The sequence below is a fragment of the Streptomyces sp. NPDC001153 genome, from assembly GCF_053598315.1.
Map to the genome: position 1 here is coordinate 96,873 of NZ_JBSFJZ010000022.1, position 21,371 is coordinate 118,243.

Genomic DNA, 21,371 nt, shown 5'->3' on the forward strand with positions numbered 1-21,371 from the left:
GGTCTCGTCGGTCGGTTACCCCCTGCTTTCAGGGTCAGGCGCGGTCGCTACCGCTCCATCGTCGCCCCGTAAGGGCAGACGGAGAAACCCGGGCAAGGGTTGCACAACGCACAGTGCCCATCGCGTGGCGCGATGGGCACTGTGCGTCATCGATGTACGGCCGGTGAGCCTCGCTCACCTGGGGTTTCAGCCCCAGATGTCGTAGGCCTGGAAACCGGTGCCGACCGAGATCCTTGTGGCAAAGATCTCGCTGGTCGCCTTGCCGGTGCCCGGGTACAGGTAGAGCGTGCCGCCGGTGTTGCGGGCCAGGAAGTCGGCCTTGCCGTCACCGGTGACGTCGCCGACCGCGTCGAAGGCGTTGTAGCCGGTCCAGGCGCTGCGCACCTTGATCCGCGGGGCGAAGGCGCCCGAGCCGGCCGTGCCGGTGCCCCGGTACAGGTAGACGTCGCCGGTGCTGCTCTGGCGGGCGATCAGGTCGGCCCTGCCGTCGCCGTCGAAGTCGCCGTGGCCGCGCAGGGAGTTGTACTGGCCCCAGCCGGAGCCGACCTTGACGGGGGTGGCGAAGGAGCCGTCGCCCTTGCCCGGGTAGATCCACAGGTTGCCGGAGGAGTCGACCGAGAGCAGGTCGGGCAGGTAGTCGCCGGTGACATCACCGGGGGCGACGGTGAACTTCCGGGTGGACCAGTTGCTGAAGATCTCCTTCTTGCTCCAGCTCTGGGTGGCCGGGATGTAGTGCGGCCAGAAGACCGCCCCGTCGCTGCTGCGGCGCAGGACGAAGTCCTGGTAGCCGTCCCGGTCCAGGTCCGTCTGCAGGATCGTGTTGTAGCCCGAGAAGCTGCCCCAGGAGATGCGGGCCCCGAACGAGGTGCCCTGGGAGTCCTTCTCGTACCCGGTGGACGTGGACTGGCTGCGGATGAACAGGTCTGCCTTGTGGTCGCCGCTGAGGTTGGTGTCGTCGATGCGCGGGTAGGCGGCGCCGACGTACGTCTTCACCTTGCTGAACACGCTGTAGGCACCCTTGGCGACGCAGTTCTGCACGCCCCAGGAGACGATGCCGACGATGCGGTTGTTCACGATCAGCGGGCCGCCGGAGTCGCCGTTGCAGGTGGCCGTGGTGCCCGAGTCGCTGCCGGTCGCGGGGTTGCCCGCGCAGACCATGTGACCCGCGATGAACTCACTGCCGTAGGCGCCGGAGCACGTGCTGTCGGACTGGATCGGCAGGGTCGCCGTCCTGAGCGTCTGCGAGATGTCCTGGCTGGTGGAGCTGGTGCGGCCCCAGCCGTAGACCTTGGCGCTCGTGCCGGCCGCGTAGGACGCCGTGTCGGTCGACGTCGTCATGCGGATCGGCGTGGCCCTGACCGGGTTCGCCAGGGTCAGTACGGCGATGTCGTTGTCGATGGCCGTCGCGTTGTACGACGGGTGGTTCCACTGCCGCCAGACACCGGAGACCGTGCCGCCGTGCAGGTCGGTGTTGCCGGAGGTGTCGGTGGTGGGCAGTTGGTCGGTGCCGGTGACGATGGACCCGTGGGCGTGCCAGTCGAAGCCCTTGACGCAGTGCGCGGCGGTCAGGATCTTCGTCGGCGCCACCACGGCACCGCCGCAGAAGAAGCCGACGTCGTCAGAGGTGTCGGTGGTGCCCTTGTCGTCGTAGTACCAGAGCTGGGCCATCCACGGCGCCGAGGTGATGGTCGTGGTGGTACCACCGATGATCATCGGGCTGACGGTGCCGGTGCCGGACGTCGTGGACGAGGACGACGGGGCCGACGGGGACGGCGAAGAAGACGAGGCCGACGAAGAAGACGAGGCCGACGAAGAAGACGCGGAAGCCGTCCCGCCGGTCTTCGTGTCCTTGGTCCTCGAGGCCTTCTTGAAGTCCTTGTCGGTGGCGAGCGCGCCCGCGACGCGGTCCGTCAGCTCGGTGAGCGAGGCGGAGCTGGTGGCCGGCTTGACGGTCGGCGAGGCCGAGGCCGTCGAGGCACCGGCGGAGGTGGTCAGCAGCGCGGCGGCGACGGCCGCGGCGACACCGGCGGCGGCGACGGGCAGGCCGATGCGTATCCGGCGTCTGTGCCGACCGGCGCGGGGCAGAGGTGTGGACAAAGAGTCCCCCATGGAGCGATGAGTCAGAAGGGGCACGTGATGCGCACCCGTACCTCTCAGCGCCAAAGGGCCGCCCCCCGTCACCGATTGACGGGGGGCGGCCCTCTCTCCTGCCCGGTCTCTACCGATTAGTCGCCGTTGCCGGGTGTCGGCGTCGTCTTCTGAATCTGCATCAGGAACTCGACGTTCGACTTGGTCTGCTTCATCTTGTCCAGCAGCAGCTCGATCGCCTGCTGCTGGTCGAGCGCGTGCAGCACACGACGCAGCTTCCAGACGATGCCCAGCTCCTCGGCACCCAGCAGGATCTCCTCCTTACGGGTACCGGAGGCGTCCACGTCCACGGCCGGGAAGATCCGCTTGTCCGCCAGCTTGCGGTCGAGCTTCAGCTCCATGTTGCCCGTGCCCTTGAACTCCTCGAAGATCACCTCGTCCATGCGGGACCCGGTGTCCACGAGAGCCGTGGCCAGGATGGTCAGCGAACCGCCGTCCTCGATGTTCCGCGCCGCACCGAAGAACCGCTTCGGCGGGTACAGCGCGGTGGAGTCGACACCACCGGACAGGATGCGGCCGGAGGCCGGAGCCGCCAGGTTGTAGGCGCGGCCCAGACGCGTGATCGAGTCGAGCAGCACGACGACGTCGTGGCCCAGCTCCACCAGGCGCTTGGCGCGCTCGATGGCGAGCTCGGCGACCGTGGTGTGGTCCTCGGCCGGACGGTCGAAGGTCGAGGAGATGACCTCGCCCTTGACCGACCGCTGCATGTCGGTGACCTCTTCCGGACGCTCGTCGACGAGGACGACCATCAGGTGGCACTCGGGGTTGTTGTGCGTGATCGCGTTGGCGATCGCCTGCATGATCATGGTCTTGCCGGTCTTCGGCGGGGCCACGATCAGACCGCGCTGGCCCTTACCGATCGGCGAGACCAGGTCGATGATGCGGGTGGTGAGCACGCCCGGGTCCGTCTCCAGACGGAGCCGGTCCTGCGGGTAGAGCGGGGTCAGCTTGTTGAACTCCGGGCGGCCACGGCCGTGTTCGGGCGCCATGCCGTTGACGGAGTCGAGGCGGACCAGCGCGTTGAACTTCTCGCGGCGCTCGCCCTCCTTCGGCTGACGGACCGCACCCGTGACGTGGTCGCCCTTGCGCAGGCCGTTCTTGCGGACCTGGGCGAGGGAGACGTACACGTCGTTCGGGCCCGGCAGGTAGCCGGAGGTCCGGATGAAGGCGTAGTTGTCGAGGATGTCCAGGATGCCCGCGACCGGGATCAGGACGTCGTCCTCGGCGAGCTGCGGCTCGGCGACGTCGTCGCGGCCACGGCGGCCACGGCGGTCCCGGTAGCGGCCGCGACGGCCCCGGCGGCCGCCCTCGAAGTCGTCGTCGTCCTGCTGGCGGTCCTGGCGGTCCTGGCGGCCGCCCTGCGGCTGGCCCTGCGGCTGGCGCTGCTGGCCGCCCTGCTCGTCGCCCTTGCCACGGCGGTCACGGTCCCGGTCGCGGTCCCGGCCGCGCTCACGGCGGTCGCGGCGGCCACGGCCATCGCCGTCACCGGCGTCGCCCTTGGCGGCCTCGCCCTGCGCCTGCGGCTGCTGGGCCGGCGTCTCGGCCTTGGGCTCCGCCTTGGCCTCGGCGGCGACGGTCTCGGCGCTGCTCGCGGCGGGGCTGCCGGCCTCGGCGGTGGCGCGGCGGCGACGGCGCTCGGTCGGGGCGTCGTCGGAGGCCGGCTGGCCCGGGATCTCGATCTGCTGCTGGGCTACGGCCTTCTCGGCGGGGGCCTCGGTCTTGGCCTCCGCCTTCTTCTCGGCGTCCTCGCCGGTACGGGCCTTGGAGGTGGCGCGGCGCTTCGGCTTGGCCTCGGCGGCGGTCTCGGCCTTGGGGGCGGCACCCCCGGCGGCCTGCGCCTCCTTGATGACCTCGATCAGCTGGCTCTTGCGCATCCGCGCGGTGCCCCTGATGCCGAGGCCCGAGGCGACCTGCTGCAGCTCGGCCAGCACCATGCCCTCGAGGCCGGTACCGCGGCGCCGCCGGGAGCCGGCACCGGTGGCAGGCGCGGAGGCGTCCGTGGCGGGCGCGGCAGCGGTCTCCTCGACACGTGCGCCCATCAGATCGGTGGTGTCGCTCACGAAGGGTCCTTCCCTGGAGCGGACGTCGGCCTGTCTGGCTCGGCGACCGGTTGTGCTGTCCGGCTACGGTCCTGTCTTCCGTGAACCGTGCCGGGGCGGTGGTCCGCCAAAGCGGCGGAGGAAATGTGCGGTGATTGGCGCTTCCGCGAGCCGTGGCACCGAGTGTCACGTGGCGTGGTAGCACCGATTCCGGAGCGTGCCCGGCGGCCCGCTCAGTGCCCGCATACGACGTACTGCCCAGGTACGGCGTACGGAACACGGAGTGGCGTGGGGGGCTCCCGGAAGAATGTCTGTCCCGGACTGGGACACGAGGCACCTCGCCATGGTGGGGTCGGGTGCAGACTTGAGGTTAACACTACCGGATCCAACAAACATTCCCCCTCTCCAAATCCGGCAACCGTGTGTCAGGTCGCAAGCGGCAGCACGCTCGCTCCCTGGACATCGAGGTCCAGCCGGTTCGCGGCCCAGCCCGCACCCGCGAGGTGGGCCACCTTGTCGGCGCTCTCGGCGTCGGCCAGCGCCATGACGGTGGGCCCGGCGCCCGAGATGACGGCCGGGATGCCGTCGGCGCGCAGCCGCTCCACCAGCGCGGCGCTCTCCGGCATGGCCGGGGCGCGGTACTCCTGGTGGAGGCGGTCCTCGGTGGCGGGCAGCAGCAGCTCGGGGCGCCGGGTGAGGGCCTCGACGAGCAGGGCGGCACGGCCCGCGTTGACGGCGGCGTCGACGTGCGGCACGGTGCGCGGGAGCAGGCCGCGCGCGGTCTCGGTCAGGACCGGCTTTCCGGGCACGAAAACCACCGGAACGATGGAATCGACGGGCTCCATCCTGATCGCCCGGGCGGCGCCGGCCTCCATCCAGGACAGGGTGAAGCCGCCGAGCAGACACGCGGCCACGTTGTCCGGGTGGCCCTCGATCTCGGTGGCCAGCTCCAGCAGCGCCGCGTCGTCGAGGCGGGCCTCGCCGCCTATGGTCACCGCGCGGGCGGCGACGATGCCGGCGCAGATGGCGGCGGAGGAGGAGCCGAGGCCGCGGCCGTGCGGGATGCGGTTGGCGCAGACGATCTCCAGGCCGCGGGGCTGACCGCCCAGCAGGTCGAAGGCGGTGCGCAGGGAGCGGACGAGAAGGTGAGACTCGTCACGCGGAAGGGTCTCGCTGCCCTCCCCCGCGATGTCGATGTGCAGCCCGGAGTCGGCCACCCGGACGACCACGTCGTCGTAGAGCCCCAGCGCGAGGCCGAGGGCGTCGAAGCCCGGGCCGAGGTTGGCGCTGGTGGCGGGAACGCGCACCCGGACGGCGGCGGCGCGGAACGCTGGACCGGCCATCGCTCGTTGACTCTCCTTGAGCTGCGTGACTGTCGAAGACATTCGATACGTACGTGGAGACCCTCCGGCCGCGCAGACGGCGCGGCGTCGCCCATATGCGCAGCCATATGCCAGGCATATGCAGCGGGCGGGTTCAGTACAGCCTATCGAAGGAAGGTTCTGTGGCGACATAGGGCGCACAGGAGGCGCACGATGCGTGTCGCAAGCCCCCTGTGCACCCTGTCAGGGTTTTCCGGGGTTCAAGCCAGGCCGAGGCGCTCGGCGGCGGCCGTCGCGTCGACCGGGACGGTGACCGGCTGCGGGGCTCCGGCGACCGCCCAGTCGGGGTCCTTCAGGCCGTTGCCCGTGACGGTGCACACGATGCGCTGCCCCGGGTCGACCTTGCCCTGCTCGGCGGCCTTCAGCAGACCGGCCACGGAGGCCGCGGAGGCGGGCTCCACGAAGACGCCCTCCTGCGCGGCCAACAGGCGGTAGGCGCGCAGGATTTCACGGTCCGTCACCTCGTCGATGGCGCCGCCCGACTCGTCGCGCGCGGCGAGGGCGTATTGCCAGGAGGCGGGGTTGCCGATGCGGATGGCGGTGGCGATGGTCGACGGGTCCTTGACCACCTCGCCGCGCACGATCGGCGCGCTGCCGGAGGCCTGGAAGCCCCACATGCGCGGGGTCTTCGTGGCGATCCCGTCGGCGGCGTACTCCTTGTAGCCCTTCCAGTAGGCGGTGATGTTGCCCGCGTTGCCCACCGGCAGGACGTGGATGTCGGGGGCGTCCCCGAGCATGTCCACGATCTCGAAGGAGGCCGTCTTCTGGCCCTCGATACGCACCGGGTTGACCGAATTGACCAGCGCCACCGGGTAGTTCTCGCTCAGCGAGCGCGCGAGGGTGAGGCAGTCGTCGAAGTTGCCGTCGACCTGGAGGATCTTCGCGCCGTGCACGAGGGCCTGGCCCATCTTGCCGAGGGCGATCTTGCCCTGCGGGACGAGAACGGCCGAAACCATGCCGGCCCGCACGGCGTAAGCGGCGGCGGAGGCCGAGGTGTTGCCGGTGGAGGCGCAGATGACGGCCTTGGCCCCCTCCTCCTTCGCCTTGGAGATGGCCATGGTCATGCCGCGGTCCTTGAAGGACCCCGTGGGGTTGGCGCCCTCCACCTTCAGGTGGACCTCGCAGCCCGTGCGCTCGGAGAGCACCTGCGCGGGTACGAGGGGCGTGCCGCCCTCGCGGAGCGTCACGACCGGCGTGCTGTCGGATACCGGCAGCCGGTCCCGGTACTCCTCGATGATTCCGCGCCACTGGTGGGTCATTGCTGGTTACTCTCCTTCAACCCGCATGATGCTGGCGACACCCCGCACGGTGTCGAGCTTGCGCAGCGCCTCGACGGTCCCGGTGAGGGAGGCGTCGGACGCACGGTGGGTGACGACGACGAGGGAGGCCTCGCCGTCCTTGCCCTGCTGGCGCACCGTATCGATCGACACCCCGTGCTCGGCGAACACGGTCGCGACCTGGGCGAGAACACCAGGTTTGTCCGCGACGTCGAGGCTGATGTGGTAGCGCGTGACGACCTCGCCCATGGGCGAGACGGGCAGGGCGGCGTACGCCGACTCACCGGGGCCCGTCGCGCCGCCCCGCCGGTTGCGGCACACGGCGACGAGGTCGCCGAGCACGGCGGAGGCGGTCGGGGAACCGCCGGCGCCGGGGCCGTAGAACATCAGCTGCCCGGCGGCATCGCTCTCCACGAAGACGGCGTTGTACGCGCCGCGCACGGAGGCGAGCGGGTGGGTCAGCGGAATCATGGCGGGATGCACGCGCGCGGTGACGGACGCCCCGTCCTTCGAGCGCTCGCAGATGGCCAGCAGCTTGATGGTGCAGCCCATCTCCTTCGCCGAGCGGAAGTCGGCGGCGGTGACCTCGGTCATGCCCTCGCGGTAGACGTCGTCGAGGCGCACGCGCGTGTGGAAGGCGATCCCGGCGAGGATGGCGGCCTTGGCGGCGGCGTCGAAGCCCTCGACGTCGGCGGTCGGGTCGGCCTCCGCGTACCCGAGCGCGGTGGCCTCGTCGAGCGCCTCCTGGTACCCGGCGCCCGTGGAGTCCATCTTGTCGAGGATGAAGTTGGTCGTACCGTTGACGATCCCCATCACCCGGTTGATCTTGTCCCCGGCCAGGGACTCGCGCAGCGGGCGGATCAGCGGGATGGCGCCGGCCACGGCGGCCTCGTAGTAGAGGTCCCGGCCGTGCTCCTCGGCGGCGGCGTGCAGGGCGGCCCCGTCCTGGGCGAGCAGGGCCTTGTTGGCGGAGACGACGGAGGCCCCGTGCTCGAAGGCGGTGGTGATGAGCGTCCGCGCGGGCTCGATACCCCCGATGACCTCCACCACCACATCGATGTCCCCGCGTTTGACGAGGGCGGTGGCGTCGGTGGTGACGAGGCCGGGGTCGATGCCCTCGCGGACCTTGGACGGCCGCCGTACGGCGACCCCCGCCAGCTCCACGGGAGCGCCGATCCTGGCGGCGAGGTCGTCGGCGTGCGTCGTCATGATGCGCGCCACCTCTGAGCCGACAACCCCACAGCCCAGCAGCGCCACCTTCAGCGGACGCGTACGCATCATCCGACCTCGTTTCCTCATACCGTCTACGGTTGGACCAGTCTCACTCACCGGACGGGAGTTTCTACCCTTCGTCCGGATCGTGAGACATGTATTTCATGGGCACGGGGCCGGAAGACCGGAGATCTTCCAGCCCCGTCGGTGGGCTATCCGACGTCGAGACGCAGGAGGTCCTCCTCCGTCTCACGCCGCACGATCACCCGCGCCTCGCCGTCCTTCACGGCGACCACCGGCGGTCGCAGCACATGGTTGTAGTTGCTGGCCATGGACCGGCAGTACGCACCGGTGGCCGGTACGGCGATGAGATCCCCCGGCGCCAGGTCGGCCGGCAGGAACGCGTCCCTGACCACGATGTCCCCGCTCTCGCAGTGCTTGCCGACGACGCGGGCGAGCATGGGCTCGGCACTGGAGGTCCGGGACACGAGGGCGACGCTGTACTCGGCGTCGTACAGGGCGGTGCGGATGTTGTCGGACATACCGCCGTCGACGGACACGTACGTCCGCAGCCCGTCCAGCGGCTTGACGGTGCCCACCTCGTAGAGCGTGAAGGCCGTCGGCCCGACGATGGCGCGCCCGGGCTCGACGGAGATGCGCGGGGTGCGCAGCCGGGCGGCCTCGCACTCGCGCGTGACGATCTCGGTGAGCGCCTTGGCGATCTCGTGGGGCTCGCGGGGGTCGTCGTCGCTGGTGTAGGCGATGCCGAGCCCGCCTCCCAGGTCGATCTCGGGCAGCTCGACGCCATGCTCGTCGCGGATGTCCTTCAGCAGCCCGACGACACGATGGGCGGCGACCTCGAAGCCGGACATGTCGAAGATCTGCGACCCGATGTGCGAGTGGATCCCGATCAGCTCGAGCCCGTCGAGCTGCAGCGCCCGCCGCACGGCCTCCGCGGCCTGCCCCCCGGCCAGCGGGATCCCGAACTTCTGGTCCTCATGGGCGGTGGCGATGAACTCGTGCGTATGAGCCTCGACCCCGACGGTGATCCGAATCTGGACCTTCTGCCGCTTGCCCAGGGACTGCGCGATGTGGGCGACGCGCACGATCTCCTGGAAGGAGTCGAGCACGATCCGCCCGACACCGGCGCGGATGGCCCGTTCGATCTCTTCCACGGACTTGTTGTTGCCGTGGAAGGCGATGCGCTCGGCCGGCATACCGGCGGACAGGGCGGTGGCCAGCTCACCCCCGGAGCACACGTCGAGGTTGAGTCCTTCCTCATGGAGCCACCGCACGACGGCCCGGGACAGGAACGCCTTCCCGGCGTAGAACACGTCGGCGTCGGCCCCGAAGGCGGTACGCCACGCACGCGCGCGTGCCCGGAAGTCGGCCTCGTCGAGGATGTAGGCGGGGGTGCCGTGCTCTTCGGCGAGGGTCTTCACATCCACGCCGCCGACGGTGACGACCCCGTCGGCGTTGCGCCCGACGGTCTGGGACCACACCTTGTGGTCGAGGACGTTGAGGTCGGCGGGCGGCGCGGAGTAGTGCCCCTCGGGCAGCACGTCGGCGTGGCGGGGCCCGGCGGGATGGGCGGAACGGCTCATGACGGTGACTCTCAGACTCTCTGTCTCTCTCCGGGCATCTCTCGCGAGAGGCCTCAGAGGTGTTCGGGTGCGTCGATGCCGAGCAGGGACAGGCCACCGGCCAGCACCGTCCCGGCGGCTTCGGCGAGGGCGAGCCGGGCGCGGTGGGCGGCCGAGGGTTTCTCCTCGCCGCAGGGCAACACGGAGGGCAGGAAGGGCAGCACGGCATCGGCGACGGTGACGAGATGCCGGGCAAGCCGGTCCGGGGCACGGTGGGTGGCGGCCGCGGTGAGGATGCGGGGGTGGTCGGCCAGGGGGGTGAGGAGGTCGCGGGGGGTGCGATTGCCGTCGGCCTCGGCGGGGGTGGCCGAGGGGGTGTGGTCCTGGCGGGCGTTGGGCAGGGCGGCGTCAGCCAAGGGGCTGGTGTCGAGCGGGCCGGGCTCGGCGGCGAAGCCCAGGCGGTCGGCGTTGCGGCTGAGGGACCGGATACGGGCATGGGCGTACCGCACCCGGAACAGCGGATTGCTCTCCCGCTGGATCAGATGATCGGCGGTGATCCGGGGCCGGTCGTGCGGGGCGGGATGCAGCAGGGCCCACTGGGAGGCGTCGTGGCCCAGCGGCGCGGGATCCTCCGGCGCGGGCACGGGCCGCAGATTGACGGGCTCACCGTGCTCGACGGTGGCACGCCCGCCCTGCGTGGCGATGATCCGCACGACGGCGTCCGCGACGACCTCGGCCCGCACCTCGTACGGCACCCGCAGCGCGACGACCTGCCCGGCGAGGGCGTCCCCGTGCCCGTAGGCGGCACCACGGTCCCGGATCTCCCGGACGAGCCCGGCGACGAGGTCGGCCCGCTCGTCGAGCCGGATGTTGAGAAACCCCGGCCCGGTCACGACGACGTCCCGGATGCCATCGGCACCGATGAGCCGGGGCCGCAGAATCTCGGCGACCCGCCGCGGGGGCTGCCCGGCCGGCCGGGCGAGCTGCAGGGCGACGTTGGTGGCGAAGTCCCCGCACCCCCCGGGCCCCGGCTCGGTCACCACGACCCGATCGGGCACGGCCACACTCAGCTCCCCGTCGTCGACAGCACAACGCACCGCGTGCAGCACGGTGCGGGACAACTCGACGGGGGTCACGGGACAAGCGTAGGGGAGGAAGGAGGTGGGGAGGCGAGGTGGTTCTCACTGTGGGACGGCGTTCCGATGGGCCCGGACTCCCGACGGATCCGTACCCGGCCACTTACCCACCGGACGAACTACCCACCGGACGAAATCCCACCCGGTACGCCATCGGAGATCCCATCGCCGAAGCCCCCGGGAACCCTGCCGTCCCCCGCGTCTCCATCGACACCGTCCCCTCCCCCGCCCCCCTCACCATCTCCGTCACTGCCACCACCCCCGCCACCGCCACCGCCGCGGTGCCCTCCCTGCCCTCCCCCGCGCTCATCTCCCCCGTCGCCCCCGCCCCCGCGCTCGATGAGGTGCTTGACGAGTCGTACGAGCTCGGCAGGCTCGAAGGGCTTGGCGAGGAAGGCGTCCACGCCGACGTCGAGGCCGGTGTCGACCTCGTACTGCGTGCACGCGCTGATGATGGCGACGGGCAGATGATGCGTACGGGGATCGGCGCGGAGCCGGGCGGCGGTGCGCAGGCCGTCCAGCCGGGGCATGACGACGTCGAGGGTCACGACATCGGGCCGCACCTGGTGCACCACATCCAGACACTCGGCACCATCGGCCGCGGTCACGACCTCGAGACCTTCCAGCTCGAGGTTGACCCTGATCAGCTGCCGGATGACCTTGTTGTCGTCCACAACAAGCACCCGACCCGAGGCGCCTGGCACAACTCGAGAGTAGGTCCGGACCGGCCACCGCGTCCGGGTTTTCCCCACTTCCACCCCGTACAGGGGACCCGCCCCGGCCCACCCTGCCCGCCCCCTGGAAACGGGTTCCTGATCACCCCGCCCGACCTGATAGTGTTCTACCCGTCGCCGCGAGCGAAGAGCTCCGCAACCGACACGCCCCCGTAGCTCAGGGGATAGAGCAACGGCCTCCGGAGCCGTGTGCGCAGGTTCGAATCCTGCCGGGGGCACCCAGCATGAGGTGCCCAAAGACCCCGTCACCAGCGGAAACGCTGAGGCCGGGGTCTTCGCGTTTGTGCAGCCGTATGCGGCCCGAAGCGGCCGCATGTCGGGGTCTGTGGACGAGGCGTGGACGGGATCTTGCAGCGTCCACCGAGGTCAGCCGCCATATTCGACGGACCGTCAGCTGCATCCGGCCGCCGTCCCTCCGAGGGCTCGGACGCCACCAACCGCTCCGCTCGGCACCAAGTGGGCGCGTGGCGCCAGGCCCGGCTCCAGCGGCACCCGATCCCGCTCAAGCGTCGCCTCCTCTTCGGAGGTCAGACCGTGACGTATCTCATGAAGCGGTCAGAGCCGAGCTATCTCATAAAACCGACACAGCGGGCACCGAACCAGTCGCTACTGCGCAGGAGACAACCCAACACGCGAAAGCCCCGCTGCCACCTGGACTGAAGCCGTGCGACAGCCAGGCCGGCATGCGTGCCGTCGATGGGTTGCCCAGGCCGCGCGGGACGCGCTCGGCATGGACATAGGTGATCGAAGCGGACGAAGCAGTGACAAGCCACACAGGGTCAATCCCTTGCCTCACGGACGGCCTCGCGGTGGGATCGCAGACCACGGCCGAGCATGGTCTAGTCCACTACGAGGAGCATCTATGCGCAGGATTCACGCGCGGCGGCGCACCGCGGCCGCCGCAGCCTGGATCACCAGCCTCACCAGTCTCGCAGCGATAACAGGGCTTTTGTCTGGTTCCGTCGCCGTCGCTGCACCCGGGCAACCGGCGCAAGAAGTCAAGCCCGTGCCGGCGGCCGGACAGCAATCGAAGAGCGCGCCCGGCAGCCTGATGACCACTGCGCAGTGCCGGGAGAAGTGGGGGTTCGACTGCTACAACGCGCTCCAGTACCGCCAGGCGTACAACCTGAACCCGCTGTACAAGGCAGGAGTGACCGGCAAGGGGCGCACGATCGTGATCGTGGATCCGTTCGGCTCGCCGACCATCCAGAAGGACCTGGATGTCTACAGCGCCCGGTTCGGCATGAAGAGCACCCATGTCGACGTGGTCAAGTGGGGCAACGTCCCGCGCTTCGACCCCAGCGACTCCGACCAGCTCGGCTGGGCCGGGGAGACCACCCTCGACGTGGAGATGGCACATGCCGTCGCCCCGGACGCGCACATCGTCCTGGCGGAGACCGGGGTCGGCCGGATCGGGGACGGCACCACCGGCCTGCGAGAGGTCATGGACGCCGAGAAGTCGCTCATCGACCGCGGCGTGGGCGATGTGATCAGCCAGAGCTGGGGCGTGGCGGAGAACAACTTCCCCGGCTTCAGCAAGGGTGACTTCTCCAGCATCCAGAACCTGCGGTACGCCTACAAGGACGCGGCCAAGCACCGTGTGACCGTCACCGACGCTTCCGGCGACAGCGGACCCACCGACACCACCTCGAACGGCCAGACAACCTATCCGTACAGGGTCAACGCCTGGCCGACCGACGACCCCCTGGTGGTCTCGGTCGGCGGCACCCAGCTGCACCTGGACGCCAACGGCAACCGCATCGCGCCGGACAGCGTCTACAACGACCACGGCGCCAGCGGCGGCGGCCAGTCCCACGTCTTCGCCCGTCCCTCGTATCAGAACGGGGTGGTCGGCAATCACCGCAGCACCCCGGACGTCTCCATGTCCGCCGCGCTGAAGGGCGGCGGATGGGTGTACTCCAGCTACGACCCGAAGCGCGTCGGCTGGGAGGTCTACGTCGGCACCAGCGAGGCCAGCCCGCTCTTCGCAGGAATCGTGGCCCTGGCCGACCAGGTTGCCGGGCACCGGCTGGGAGACATCCACAAGGCGCTGTACTCGCTGTACGCGAAGTCCTCGTCGAACCCGTCCACCGGGATCGTGGACGTGAAGGACGGCACGAACAACAGCTACGCGGGAGTCACCGGCTACACCGCGGTGAAGGGCTACGACATGGCGACCGGCGTCGGAACGATCGACGCGGCCCGCTTCGTCCCGGCCCTCGCCAAGGCGGGCTGACCGCATCCTGTCCCCGAGGCGCGGGCGCCCGGCGTACCACGGCGCCCAGGGCGCCGGGCCACGTTGACGCGCAGTACCAACGGCGAGGCCCCTGGACGCAAGGCGGATTCCAGGGGCCTCGAACTTGTTCAAGCGGATTCACTCGTACTCGCGAAGCAGGTCCTCGATACGCCGGTTGGCCACGTCCTGCCGACCGTCGAGGCACTTCGCGTACCGGGTCAGCAGGACCTCAACGCTGTTGCCGGCGCGTTCGGCGACCTCAGTCGGGTCGACCCCGGCATTGAGCCACGTCGACAGCGCCGAGTGCCGAAGGTCGTACGGCCTGCTCGCGAGCGGCGAGGCCGCGACGGCCGGCGGGAGCGCCAGGAGCCGAGCCTCTGCCACACGCGGTAGTAGGTCGAGGACGGGACCACCGAGCCCTTCTCACTGAAGAAGAGCCGCCCGTCTTCCGCCGTGCCGAACGTGGCGAAGTGATCGTGAAGCACCGTGACAAGCTGAGGCGGAATGGGCACACGCCGAACGTCCTCAGTCGGCCGATTCTTCGCACCCAGAGCGGCCGCGGCCGCCTCGTGGTCGCCAACCAGCAGCCGTTCGAGTAGTTCCCGCTCCACGCCGCCACCCCCACCAGTGATGACACTCGATGTATCCGACGCCCCGCCGGCCGTACGTCGCCTCGAAGTCGCAGCCGCAGGCCTCACAGAAGAGCCAGCGCCCTTGACGCAACACGGAATCGATCTTTCCGTTACGCAAACGTTTGTCCTGTTCGCGAGTTCTGTGGCGGCGGATCAGCAACCCGCCCTCGGGGTCGCTGTAGTCGTCTTCTTTCCTCGTCGGCCTCCGGCAGCATTTCCTGAAACTCACCCGTGGTGAGGCCATGCCGTATCTGCCGAGCCACCTCCGCCATCTCAGTTGGTCGAGAGAGGAAGGCATTCACGACTTCGACATCGAGGGCGTTGCCGTTGGTCGGCTTTCCTGGGTAGTCCGGGTACCGGGGCGTAATGCCGACCGTTTTGCGAGCTATATCGTCAGGAGACCACCAGGGCCCGCTGGGAGGGGCGGAGCTTGCATCGTCGGTCACCCTCGCGGGTGACAATCAGCATCGTTACCCACTCAACGAGGGCAATGCGTGAGGTCCAGTGCGCAAGGATGAGTGGCCAACAGGGCTCCCTTGCCGGGTGGTTGAGACGTCAGACATCTCGCCCAACAGCCGGGGGCCCTGCTCGTTACGGTCCAAAAGCCGTCACCCGATCGGTGGACAGGCCGAAGAGGTTCACTGAGGGCCCGACAGGCAACGCGGCCACGCTCGCCACACACATGAGTACGGATACTCAGCCGCCGTGGGGACTGACGCCGATGCGGTACGGCGACCTTCCGGCTACGGTGTGAGTCGATCACCGCACTGTGGCACTGCGGACACGGGGGAGGAAACACGCATGGCGTGGGACGAGTGGGAGCAGCTCAAAGCAGCCGCGGCCAACGGGGACGGTGCGCACATGCAGTTGAACCATGTGCCGTCGGACCCGGGAGGATCCGGCACTCTGGTGTCGAACAAGCCGGCCTGGTCCAAGGCAGGCCAGGCCGTCGGCTCGCTCAGCGGCTCCATCACCACGGCGCTCGGAAAGCTGACGGACGGGCAGAAGGGCTTTGTCGCGGAGAGCGGCTGCCAGACGTCCGGGGCTCAGAAGGAAGTCCACGACTCGTGGGATCGCTACGTCAAGGCTGTGAGCGGGCGCTGCGGCAGGCTTTCGGACCTGCTGGACAAAGTCGGCAATGACCAGTTGAAGACCGATGAGTCCGTCAAGGCCGAGATCGGCAACCTCAAGGTGGACTACGCGGATACGCCGGCGGTCGGCGGCCAGGACAAGGGGCGGTGACCAGAAGTCATGGACCTTGCAACCCTGAAGGCGCTCGACCCCAAAGAGTTTCTGGACGCGGCCGACGGATACCGCAGCACCAGTGACATGGCCGGCGCGGCCAAGGACCGCATCGAGAACGAGATCTCCGTGGCCATGAGGAACTCCCTCAGCAGCGAGGCCGCGACCGCGGCGATCGGCCAACTGTCGGAGCTGGGCAAGAACTTCCACTACATCCAGATCGAATGCGGACTGGTCAGTACGGCTCTCGAGGCGTTTTCGTACGAGATCGAAGCGGCCAAGAAGAAGCTTCAAGCGGCCATCGACGGCGCGCAGGCGGCGAAGCTCACCGTGAACGCCGACGGCTCGATCACCTATCCCGCGGGCGGGGAGAAGGATACGGACGGAAAGGTCCCCGGCGGCGGCACGGTCAGCGGCACGGCGGGCGGCCTGTTCGAGGGCATGGTCGCGGCAGTGAGTCGTCAGTCCGCCAACCTAGACCCCAATCCGAACCACCGCCTCGCCCTGGACTACGCGGATGAGATCGCCTGCGCCCTCAAGGAGGCGACGGAGTCCGACGAGAAGTGGGCGCCGAAGCTGCGGGCGCTGAAGGCGGACGACGATCTCACCGTCTCCGACAAGGACCTTGCCGACGCGTCCTCGGACACGAGCGGGGTGCGCGACGCGGGCAAGGAGTACCTCGACTCGCTGCCGCAACCGCCCAAGAACGGCAGACCGGCGGACAACGCGAAGTGGTGGAAGGGGCTCAGTCCGGAGCAGCAGGCCGCGTGGATCTCCATGCGTCCCGACTCGGTCGGCGCGCTCGACGGACTCCCTGCCACGGTTCGGGATGAGGCCAACCGGACAGTGCTCTCCGAGGCGCACGGTGTCGCACAGGTCAGATACGACGCCTGGTTGCAGGATCACCCTGAGCCTCCGCGGTACCAGGACCATATCAACATGCACACCGGGGTGAAGCAGGGGAAGGAGGAACTCCCGGCGTGGGAGGAATGGGAAGCCGAACGGGAGAAGATGCACAAGGGGATTGACGGCATGGACGCGATACAGGAGCGTTTCGACACGACGGGGACCAAAGGACTGCCCGAGGCGTACCTACTGGGCTTCAGCGCCGACGGAGACGGCCGCGCGATCATCGCCAACGGGAACCCGGACACCGCGGTTCACCAGGCTGTCTACGTTCCGGGTACGACCTCCGATTTGGACAGCATCAAGGGGAACATCAACCGGATGGTCAATGTCTGGCATGCAGCCCATGATGAAGCGGATGGGAAATCCGTCTCCACAATCACCTGGCTCGGCTACGACGCACCTAACGACGTCGTGAAAGACGCGACTTTCACTCACTACGCATACGACGGCGCACCGGACTTCAATAAGTTCCTCGATGGACTCGACGCATCGCATTCCGGCGATTCGGCACCGCACCGTACCGTGATCGGCCACTCGTACGGATCGAGCCTCGTGGGCGCCGCGGCCCAGACGGGCGATCTCCACGCCAACGACATCGTCTTCGCAGGCAGCCCAGGCGTGGAGGTTTCCAACGCCGATCAACTGGACGTCCCGAAGGGGCACGTGTGGAACGAGTACGCCGACGGGGACCCGGTTCCAGAGCTCGGCCGCGTGATCCATGGCGGCGGTTTCGGGCGTGAAATTCCTGCCGATTCGAGCTTCGGCGCCAACCAGATGTCGACGGACACCCAGGGGCACGGTGGTTACTGGGACGAGGGCTCCCAGAGCCTGAAAAATCAGGCTCTGGTGGTGGTCGGGAAATACGATCACGTAGTGGCAGCACCGGAGCCAACCAGGCCATATACACCGCACACCGTGTGGGAAAAATAGTATTGCCGATATGCAGGCGCCGACATGTAGACGACGCAATGACCGACTAATAGTCCAGTCCGACGAAATAAGGCTCCTGTCATGAAGGACAAGCTGAGCACCCTTGTGCTCGCCGCACCCCTTGCACTCATCACTATCACGGGATGCAGCATGAACTCCGATGAATCCTCGACCGTCGGCACGAGTACCTCATTGGACGCCGCCGATGCAACAGAAAAAGTATCCAGTGGAATATACGACTTGATCGGCGTCAAGGGAAAGGCGTCCGACAGTCAGTCAGGGGTCTTGGAATGTTCCGGGAAGGACCCGGATAAATACTTCAAAATCTTTCATCCGTGGAGTTTCTACCCAGCCTCGCCGGGCGACCTTGAAAAGGCTATGAAGAACCTCAAGACGGAACTCAAGAAACATGGCTGGAAGATCGTTGAATACGGTCCGAACAACAGCAAGGCCAGGGACATCAGCCTGACCGCAGACAATGATGAGAAGAAGGTCGGCGTAAACATCGTTCAAATGCTCAAGAACGATCCGCCAAAGCTGAGCCTGACCGTCGTGTCCGGCTGCTACAGGGTCCCGGACGGTCAGAAGGTCCAACACTTCTGAGGGCGGCTGGTACGAGTGCCTCAAGGGACGTATCTGACCTGCGTAGAGTGATGGTGAGTCAGGCTGAGACTCCGGCCGCTTCCGGAAGACCCGGCCGGAATGAAGCGGGCTGAGGAATTCCGCAACTTCACGGAGCTGGGGCGGGATCGGTGCGAGCCGGGCCTCTTCGGCCACCGGTTCTTCAGGCTGCTGTCATCGAGGTGGCCACAGAGATGATCGCGGCCGGCGTCCCGCGGTCCCCGGCGCGACCTCGGCGGCCACGCCACGGCCGTTTGATCTCAGTGACCGGCACGCGTCGAAACAGCGACCGCAACTCATCAGGAACGAACCGCTCGACCACGTCCGCCACGCCTCTCAACGACCGGCTTCACGCAGAAATCCCTTCGCCGCCACGGCCGCCGTCGCTCTAGGGTGCTCGAGTGCTGAGCGACAGTCAGATGAACGAGTTCGCCGAGCGGGGCTTCGTCGTGGTTCCGCAGGTGGTGCAGGACGATCTTCTGGACCGGGCGGCCCGGCGGATCGATGAGGTCATCGCCGCCCATCCACCCGCCGCCGGCAAGCAGGGCAGCCACTTCTACTTTCTCCGGACCGAGGACGAGCCGGCGCTGATGGCGCCTTTGACCGGCAGCCCCGCCTTCGGTCTCGCCGAGGAACTGGCCGGGACCGGGACACTGGAGGTCCCCTGGCAGGTCCAGGTCGCGCTGAACATCCCGCCGTACTCGCACCGTCCCGGCCTTCCTCACATCGATGCCGGCAACCCGGAGCCGACCGGCGAGCCGGTCCGCGGCACGTTCACGCTCCTGGCCGGTGTCCTGATGTCCGACCAGCTCACGGAGAACTCCGGCAACCTCTGGGTCTGGCCGGGCACGCATCTCACCCACGCCGCATACTTCCGTGATCACGGCCCTCAGATGTTCTGTGCCTACCCGCCGATCGACCTGCCCGAGCCCGAGCAGATCAAGGGACGGGCGGGGGACCTGCTGCTCGCGCACTACCTCCTCGGGCACAACATCGGCGGCAACTACGCATCCGAGCAGACGCGACGTGCGCTGTACTTCCGGATCAGCGCTCTGGACCACGCCTCCCATCGAAACGAGTTCCTCCAGGACCCGTGGCTCGACTACGGGCCCCTCAGGTCACAGTCATCGACATCGTCCACGCCACCTGTATCTGGCTGACCACCGGAGAGATGGGTGATCTGGACCGACTGACCAGTTCCAGCCCGGTCCTCATGCCGTCCGCTTGCGGGATGCCGTCTTCTTCGCCGTCGTCTTCTTCGCCGTCGTCTTCTTCGCCCCCTGAACCGTCTTGGACGCCGCCTTGGACGCCGTCTTGGACGCCGCCTTGGACGTCGACTTGCGCGCCGGTTCCGGCTTCTTCGCGGTGGGCGTCCTCTTCGCCGTGGACGTGGACTTCTTGCCGCCCGCGGCCTTGGGGGCGGCCCGGCGTGGCAGGGGTCTGACCTCGGCCTCGGTCCCGGTGGGCTGTTCGCCGCGCGACTCGCGGGCCGCTCGCACGCTGTTCTCCAGTGCGGCCATCAGGTCCAGCACCTTGCCGCCGGCGGCCGGCTCCGGGGCCTGGGGTGGGGCCTCGCCGGAGGCCTTCGCGGCGATGACCTCCTCCAGGGCCTCCCGGTACTCGTCGTGCAGGTCTTCCAGGTCGACCTCGCCGAGGGTGTCCATCAGCGCGTCGGCGAGGTCGAGCTCCTTGTCGCGGATGGTGACGTGGGCGTCGGGGGCGACGCCCTCGGGGGCGCGGACCTCGTCCGGCCAGAGCAGGCCGTGCATGGCGATGGCGTCGCCGACGACCCGGAGCATGCCCAGGCGTTCGCGGCCGCGCAGGGCGTACTTCGCGATGGCCACCTTGTTGCTGCGTTTCAGGGCCTCGCGGAGCAGGGTGTACGGCTTGGCCGCGGGGGCCCCGCCGGCCGCCAGGTAGTACGCCGCGCCCATCTGGAGCGGGTCGATCCGGTCGGTCGGCACGAAGGCCACGATCTCGATCGTGCGGGCGGTCGGGATCGGCAGGTGGGAGAGGTCGTCGTCGGTGATCGGGACGATCGTGCCGTCCGCGTCCTCGTACGCCTTGCCGATCTCGGCCTGGCTGACCTCGCGGTCCTCCAGCTCGCACACCTTGCGGTAGCGGATGCGGCCGTTGTCCTCGGTGTGGATCTGGCGGAAGGAGATCGAGTGGCTCTCCGTGGCGTTCACCAGCTTGATCGGGATGCTGACGAGCCCGAAGGAGATGGCGCCGTTCCATATGGATCGCACGTGCCGCACCCTTCCTCTGCCGATTGCGCAGGTTGACCGGTTCCGCCTGGTTCCCTGGGCTTCACGAGTTTCACCGGTATTTCTGGGATTGTCATCGTATGACGCCTATCACAGAGGTGGAGGGGCGGCGGGTCGCGCTCAGCAACCTGGAGAAGGTGCTGTATCCGGGGACCGGCTTCACCAAGGCGGAGCTGGTCCACTACTACGCGACCAGCGCCGACGTGCTGCTGCCGCACCTGCGCGACCGGGCCGTGTCCTTCCTGCGCTATCCGGACGGACCGGAGGGGCAGGTGTTCTTCACGAAGAACGTGCCTCCGGGTACGCCCGAGTGGGTCACCACCGCCGAGGTGCCGCGGTCCTCGGCGGACAGCCCGGCCCGGATGGTGGTCCTGCAGGATCTGGCGAGCCTGGTCTGGGCGGCGAACCTGGTCACCGAGTTCCACACCCATCAGTGGCTGGTGCAGACCCCGGACGAGGCCGACCGGCTGGTCTTCGACCTCGACCCGGGCGCGCCCGCGACGATCGTCCACTGCTGCCAGGTGGCCTTGTGGCTGCGCGAGCGGCTCGCGGCGGACGGCATCGAGGCGTACCCGAAGACGGCCGGCTCGAAGGGGCTGCACCTGCTGGCCTCCGTCCGGGGCTCGTCCTCCGAGCGGACGAGCGAGTACGCGAAGGCGCTGGCCGTGGAGGCCGAGCGGGCGATGCCGCGGCTGGTGGTGCACCGGATGACGAAGAGCCTCAGGCCGGGGAAGGTGTTCGTCGACTGGAGCCAGAACGCGGCCCGCAAGACCACGGCCACGCCGTACACCCTGCGCGCCCGCCCGGCCCCGCTCGTCTCCGCACCGGTGACCTGGGAGGAGGTCGCCGGCTGCCGCAGCCCTGGTCAGCTGGAGTTCCTGGCCGGCGACATCGCGGCGCGGCTGCAGGACCTCGGGGATCTCATGGCCGGACTGCTGGATCCGGAAACAGCCGCGCCGCTCCCCTGATTCGCGCCCCTTCCCTGCTCCACGCCGCTCCCCTGATCCGCACCCCTCCCCTGAT

The 21,371-nt window shown here is 68.7% G+C and carries 15 protein-coding genes, 1 tRNA gene and 2 pseudogenes; 7 read left to right on the forward strand and 11 right to left on the reverse strand.

The genetic code is table 11. From position 1 onward, the window contains the following. Positions 1 to 186: 186 nt before the first annotated feature. The 8 genes from ACWDEN_RS24955 to ACWDEN_RS24990 form a co-directional block, all read right to left on the reverse strand. The gene (locus ACWDEN_RS24955; RefSeq protein WP_450860156.1) at positions 187 to 2,109 is read right to left on the reverse strand and encodes a trypsin-like serine protease; all 1,923 of its coding nucleotides are present in this window, start codon (positions 2,107 to 2,109) and stop codon (positions 187 to 189) included. Between the two features lie 116 nt (positions 2,110 to 2,225). Further along, positions 2,226 to 4,208, reverse strand: a complete 1,983-nt coding sequence (gene rho, locus ACWDEN_RS24960) for a transcription termination factor Rho (RefSeq protein WP_450860157.1) — start codon at positions 4,206 to 4,208, stop codon at positions 2,226 to 2,228. 404 nt (positions 4,209 to 4,612) lie between these two features. Continuing rightward, positions 4,613 to 5,530 carry a homoserine kinase gene (gene thrB, locus ACWDEN_RS24965; RefSeq protein ID WP_351612746.1) on the reverse strand — a complete coding sequence of 306 codons (918 nt, stop codon included), beginning with the start codon at positions 5,528 to 5,530 and terminating at the stop codon, positions 4,613 to 4,615. Between the two features lie 239 nt (positions 5,531 to 5,769). Further along, positions 5,770 to 6,828: a threonine synthase gene (thrC, locus tag ACWDEN_RS24970; protein ID WP_351612744.1), complete on the reverse strand. Its 1,059-nt coding sequence runs from the start codon at positions 6,826 to 6,828 to the stop codon at positions 5,770 to 5,772. A 6-nt stretch (positions 6,829 to 6,834) separates the two neighbouring features. Continuing rightward, positions 6,835 to 8,127, reverse strand: a complete 1,293-nt coding sequence (locus tag ACWDEN_RS24975) for a homoserine dehydrogenase (RefSeq protein ID WP_351612741.1) — start codon at positions 8,125 to 8,127, stop codon at positions 6,835 to 6,837. A 143-nt stretch (positions 8,128 to 8,270) separates the two neighbouring features. Continuing rightward, positions 8,271 to 9,662: a diaminopimelate decarboxylase gene (gene lysA / locus ACWDEN_RS24980; RefSeq protein WP_450860158.1), complete on the reverse strand. Its 1,392-nt coding sequence runs from the start codon at positions 9,660 to 9,662 to the stop codon at positions 8,271 to 8,273. Between the two features lie 53 nt (positions 9,663 to 9,715). Beyond that, positions 9,716 to 10,777 (reverse strand): ArgS-related anticodon-binding protein NrtL, encoded by a 1,062-nt coding sequence (gene nrtL / locus ACWDEN_RS24985; RefSeq protein WP_450860159.1) that lies wholly within the window; start codon positions 10,775 to 10,777, stop codon positions 9,716 to 9,718. A gap of 119 nt (positions 10,778 to 10,896) precedes the next feature. Further along, a complete protein-coding gene (locus ACWDEN_RS24990) occupies positions 10,897 to 11,481 on the reverse strand; it encodes a response regulator (RefSeq protein WP_450860160.1) in 585 nt (194 codons plus the stop codon). A 176-nt stretch (positions 11,482 to 11,657) separates the two neighbouring features. Between ACWDEN_RS24990 and ACWDEN_RS24995 the strand changes: the two genes are divergently transcribed. Further along, positions 11,658 to 11,729, forward strand: a tRNA-Arg gene (locus ACWDEN_RS24995). Positions 11,730 to 12,517: 788 nt separating this feature from the next. Continuing rightward, on the forward strand, positions 12,518 to 13,747 hold the full coding sequence (locus tag ACWDEN_RS25000; RefSeq protein ID WP_450860161.1) for a S53 family peptidase: 1,230 nt from the start codon (positions 12,518 to 12,520) through the stop codon (positions 13,745 to 13,747). A gap of 138 nt (positions 13,748 to 13,885) precedes the next feature. Here ACWDEN_RS25000 and ACWDEN_RS25005 read toward each other — a convergent pair. Beyond that, positions 13,886 to 14,295: pseudogene (locus tag ACWDEN_RS25005) on the reverse strand (tyrosine-type recombinase/integrase); the annotation flags it as partial. 486 nt (positions 14,296 to 14,781) lie between these two features. Further along, a pseudogene (locus ACWDEN_RS25010) lies at positions 14,782 to 14,905 on the reverse strand (IS5/IS1182 family transposase); the annotation flags it as partial. 275 nt (positions 14,906 to 15,180) lie between these two features. Here ACWDEN_RS25010 and ACWDEN_RS25015 point away from each other — a divergent pair. The 4 genes from ACWDEN_RS25015 to ACWDEN_RS25030 all read left to right on the forward strand — a co-directional run bounded on the left by ACWDEN_RS25015 (position 15,181) and on the right by ACWDEN_RS25030 (position 19,241). Continuing rightward, positions 15,181 to 15,621, forward strand: a complete 441-nt coding sequence (locus ACWDEN_RS25015; protein ID WP_450860162.1) for a hypothetical protein — start codon at positions 15,181 to 15,183, stop codon at positions 15,619 to 15,621. 9 nt (positions 15,622 to 15,630) lie between these two features. Continuing rightward, positions 15,631 to 17,460 (forward strand): alpha/beta hydrolase, encoded by a 1,830-nt coding sequence (locus ACWDEN_RS25020; protein ID WP_450860163.1) that lies wholly within the window; start codon positions 15,631 to 15,633, stop codon positions 17,458 to 17,460. Between the two features lie 81 nt (positions 17,461 to 17,541). Then, positions 17,542 to 18,063: a hypothetical protein gene (locus tag ACWDEN_RS25025; protein WP_450860164.1), complete on the forward strand. Its 522-nt coding sequence runs from the start codon at positions 17,542 to 17,544 to the stop codon at positions 18,061 to 18,063. 419 nt (positions 18,064 to 18,482) lie between these two features. Next, entirely contained in the window at positions 18,483 to 19,241 is a 759-nt protein-coding gene (locus tag ACWDEN_RS25030; RefSeq protein ID WP_450860165.1) for a hypothetical protein, read from the forward strand. Positions 19,242 to 19,292: 51 nt separating this feature from the next. Here ACWDEN_RS25030 and ku read toward each other — a convergent pair whose 3' ends face one another. Next, positions 19,293 to 20,330: a non-homologous end joining protein Ku gene (ku, locus tag ACWDEN_RS25035; RefSeq protein ID WP_450860166.1), complete on the reverse strand. Its 1,038-nt coding sequence runs from the start codon at positions 20,328 to 20,330 to the stop codon at positions 19,293 to 19,295. Between the two features lie 98 nt (positions 20,331 to 20,428). Here ku and ligD point away from each other — a divergent pair, with 98 nt between their 5' ends. Beyond that, a complete protein-coding gene (gene ligD, locus ACWDEN_RS25040; protein WP_450860167.1) occupies positions 20,429 to 21,316 on the forward strand; it encodes a non-homologous end-joining DNA ligase in 888 nt (295 codons plus the stop codon). Positions 21,317 to 21,371: the final 55 nt, after the last annotated feature.

Excerpts from the sequence above, each read along its gene's own strand:
- ACWDEN_RS24955 (WP_450860156.1), bottom strand. The coding sequence starts at position 2,109 with ATGGGGGACTCTTTGTCCACACCTCTGCCCCGCGCCGGTCGGCACAGA.
- thrB (WP_351612746.1), bottom strand. The coding sequence starts at position 5,530 with ATGGCCGGTCCAGCGTTCCGCGCCGCCGCCGTCCGGGTGCGCGTTCCC.
- thrC (WP_351612744.1), bottom strand. The coding sequence starts at position 6,828 with ATGACCCACCAGTGGCGCGGAATCATCGAGGAGTACCGGGACCGGCTG.
- ACWDEN_RS24975 (WP_351612741.1), bottom strand. The coding sequence starts at position 8,127 with ATGATGCGTACGCGTCCGCTGAAGGTGGCGCTGCTGGGCTGTGGGGTT.
- lysA (WP_450860158.1), bottom strand. The coding sequence starts at position 9,662 with ATGAGCCGTTCCGCCCATCCCGCCGGGCCCCGCCACGCCGACGTGCTG.
- ACWDEN_RS25015 (WP_450860162.1), top strand. The coding sequence starts at position 15,181 with ATGGCGTGGGACGAGTGGGAGCAGCTCAAAGCAGCCGCGGCCAACGGG.
- ACWDEN_RS25020 (WP_450860163.1), top strand. The coding sequence starts at position 15,631 with ATGGACCTTGCAACCCTGAAGGCGCTCGACCCCAAAGAGTTTCTGGAC.
- ACWDEN_RS25025 (WP_450860164.1), top strand. The coding sequence starts at position 17,542 with ATGAAGGACAAGCTGAGCACCCTTGTGCTCGCCGCACCCCTTGCACTC.
- ligD (WP_450860167.1), top strand. The coding sequence starts at position 20,429 with ATGACGCCTATCACAGAGGTGGAGGGGCGGCGGGTCGCGCTCAGCAAC.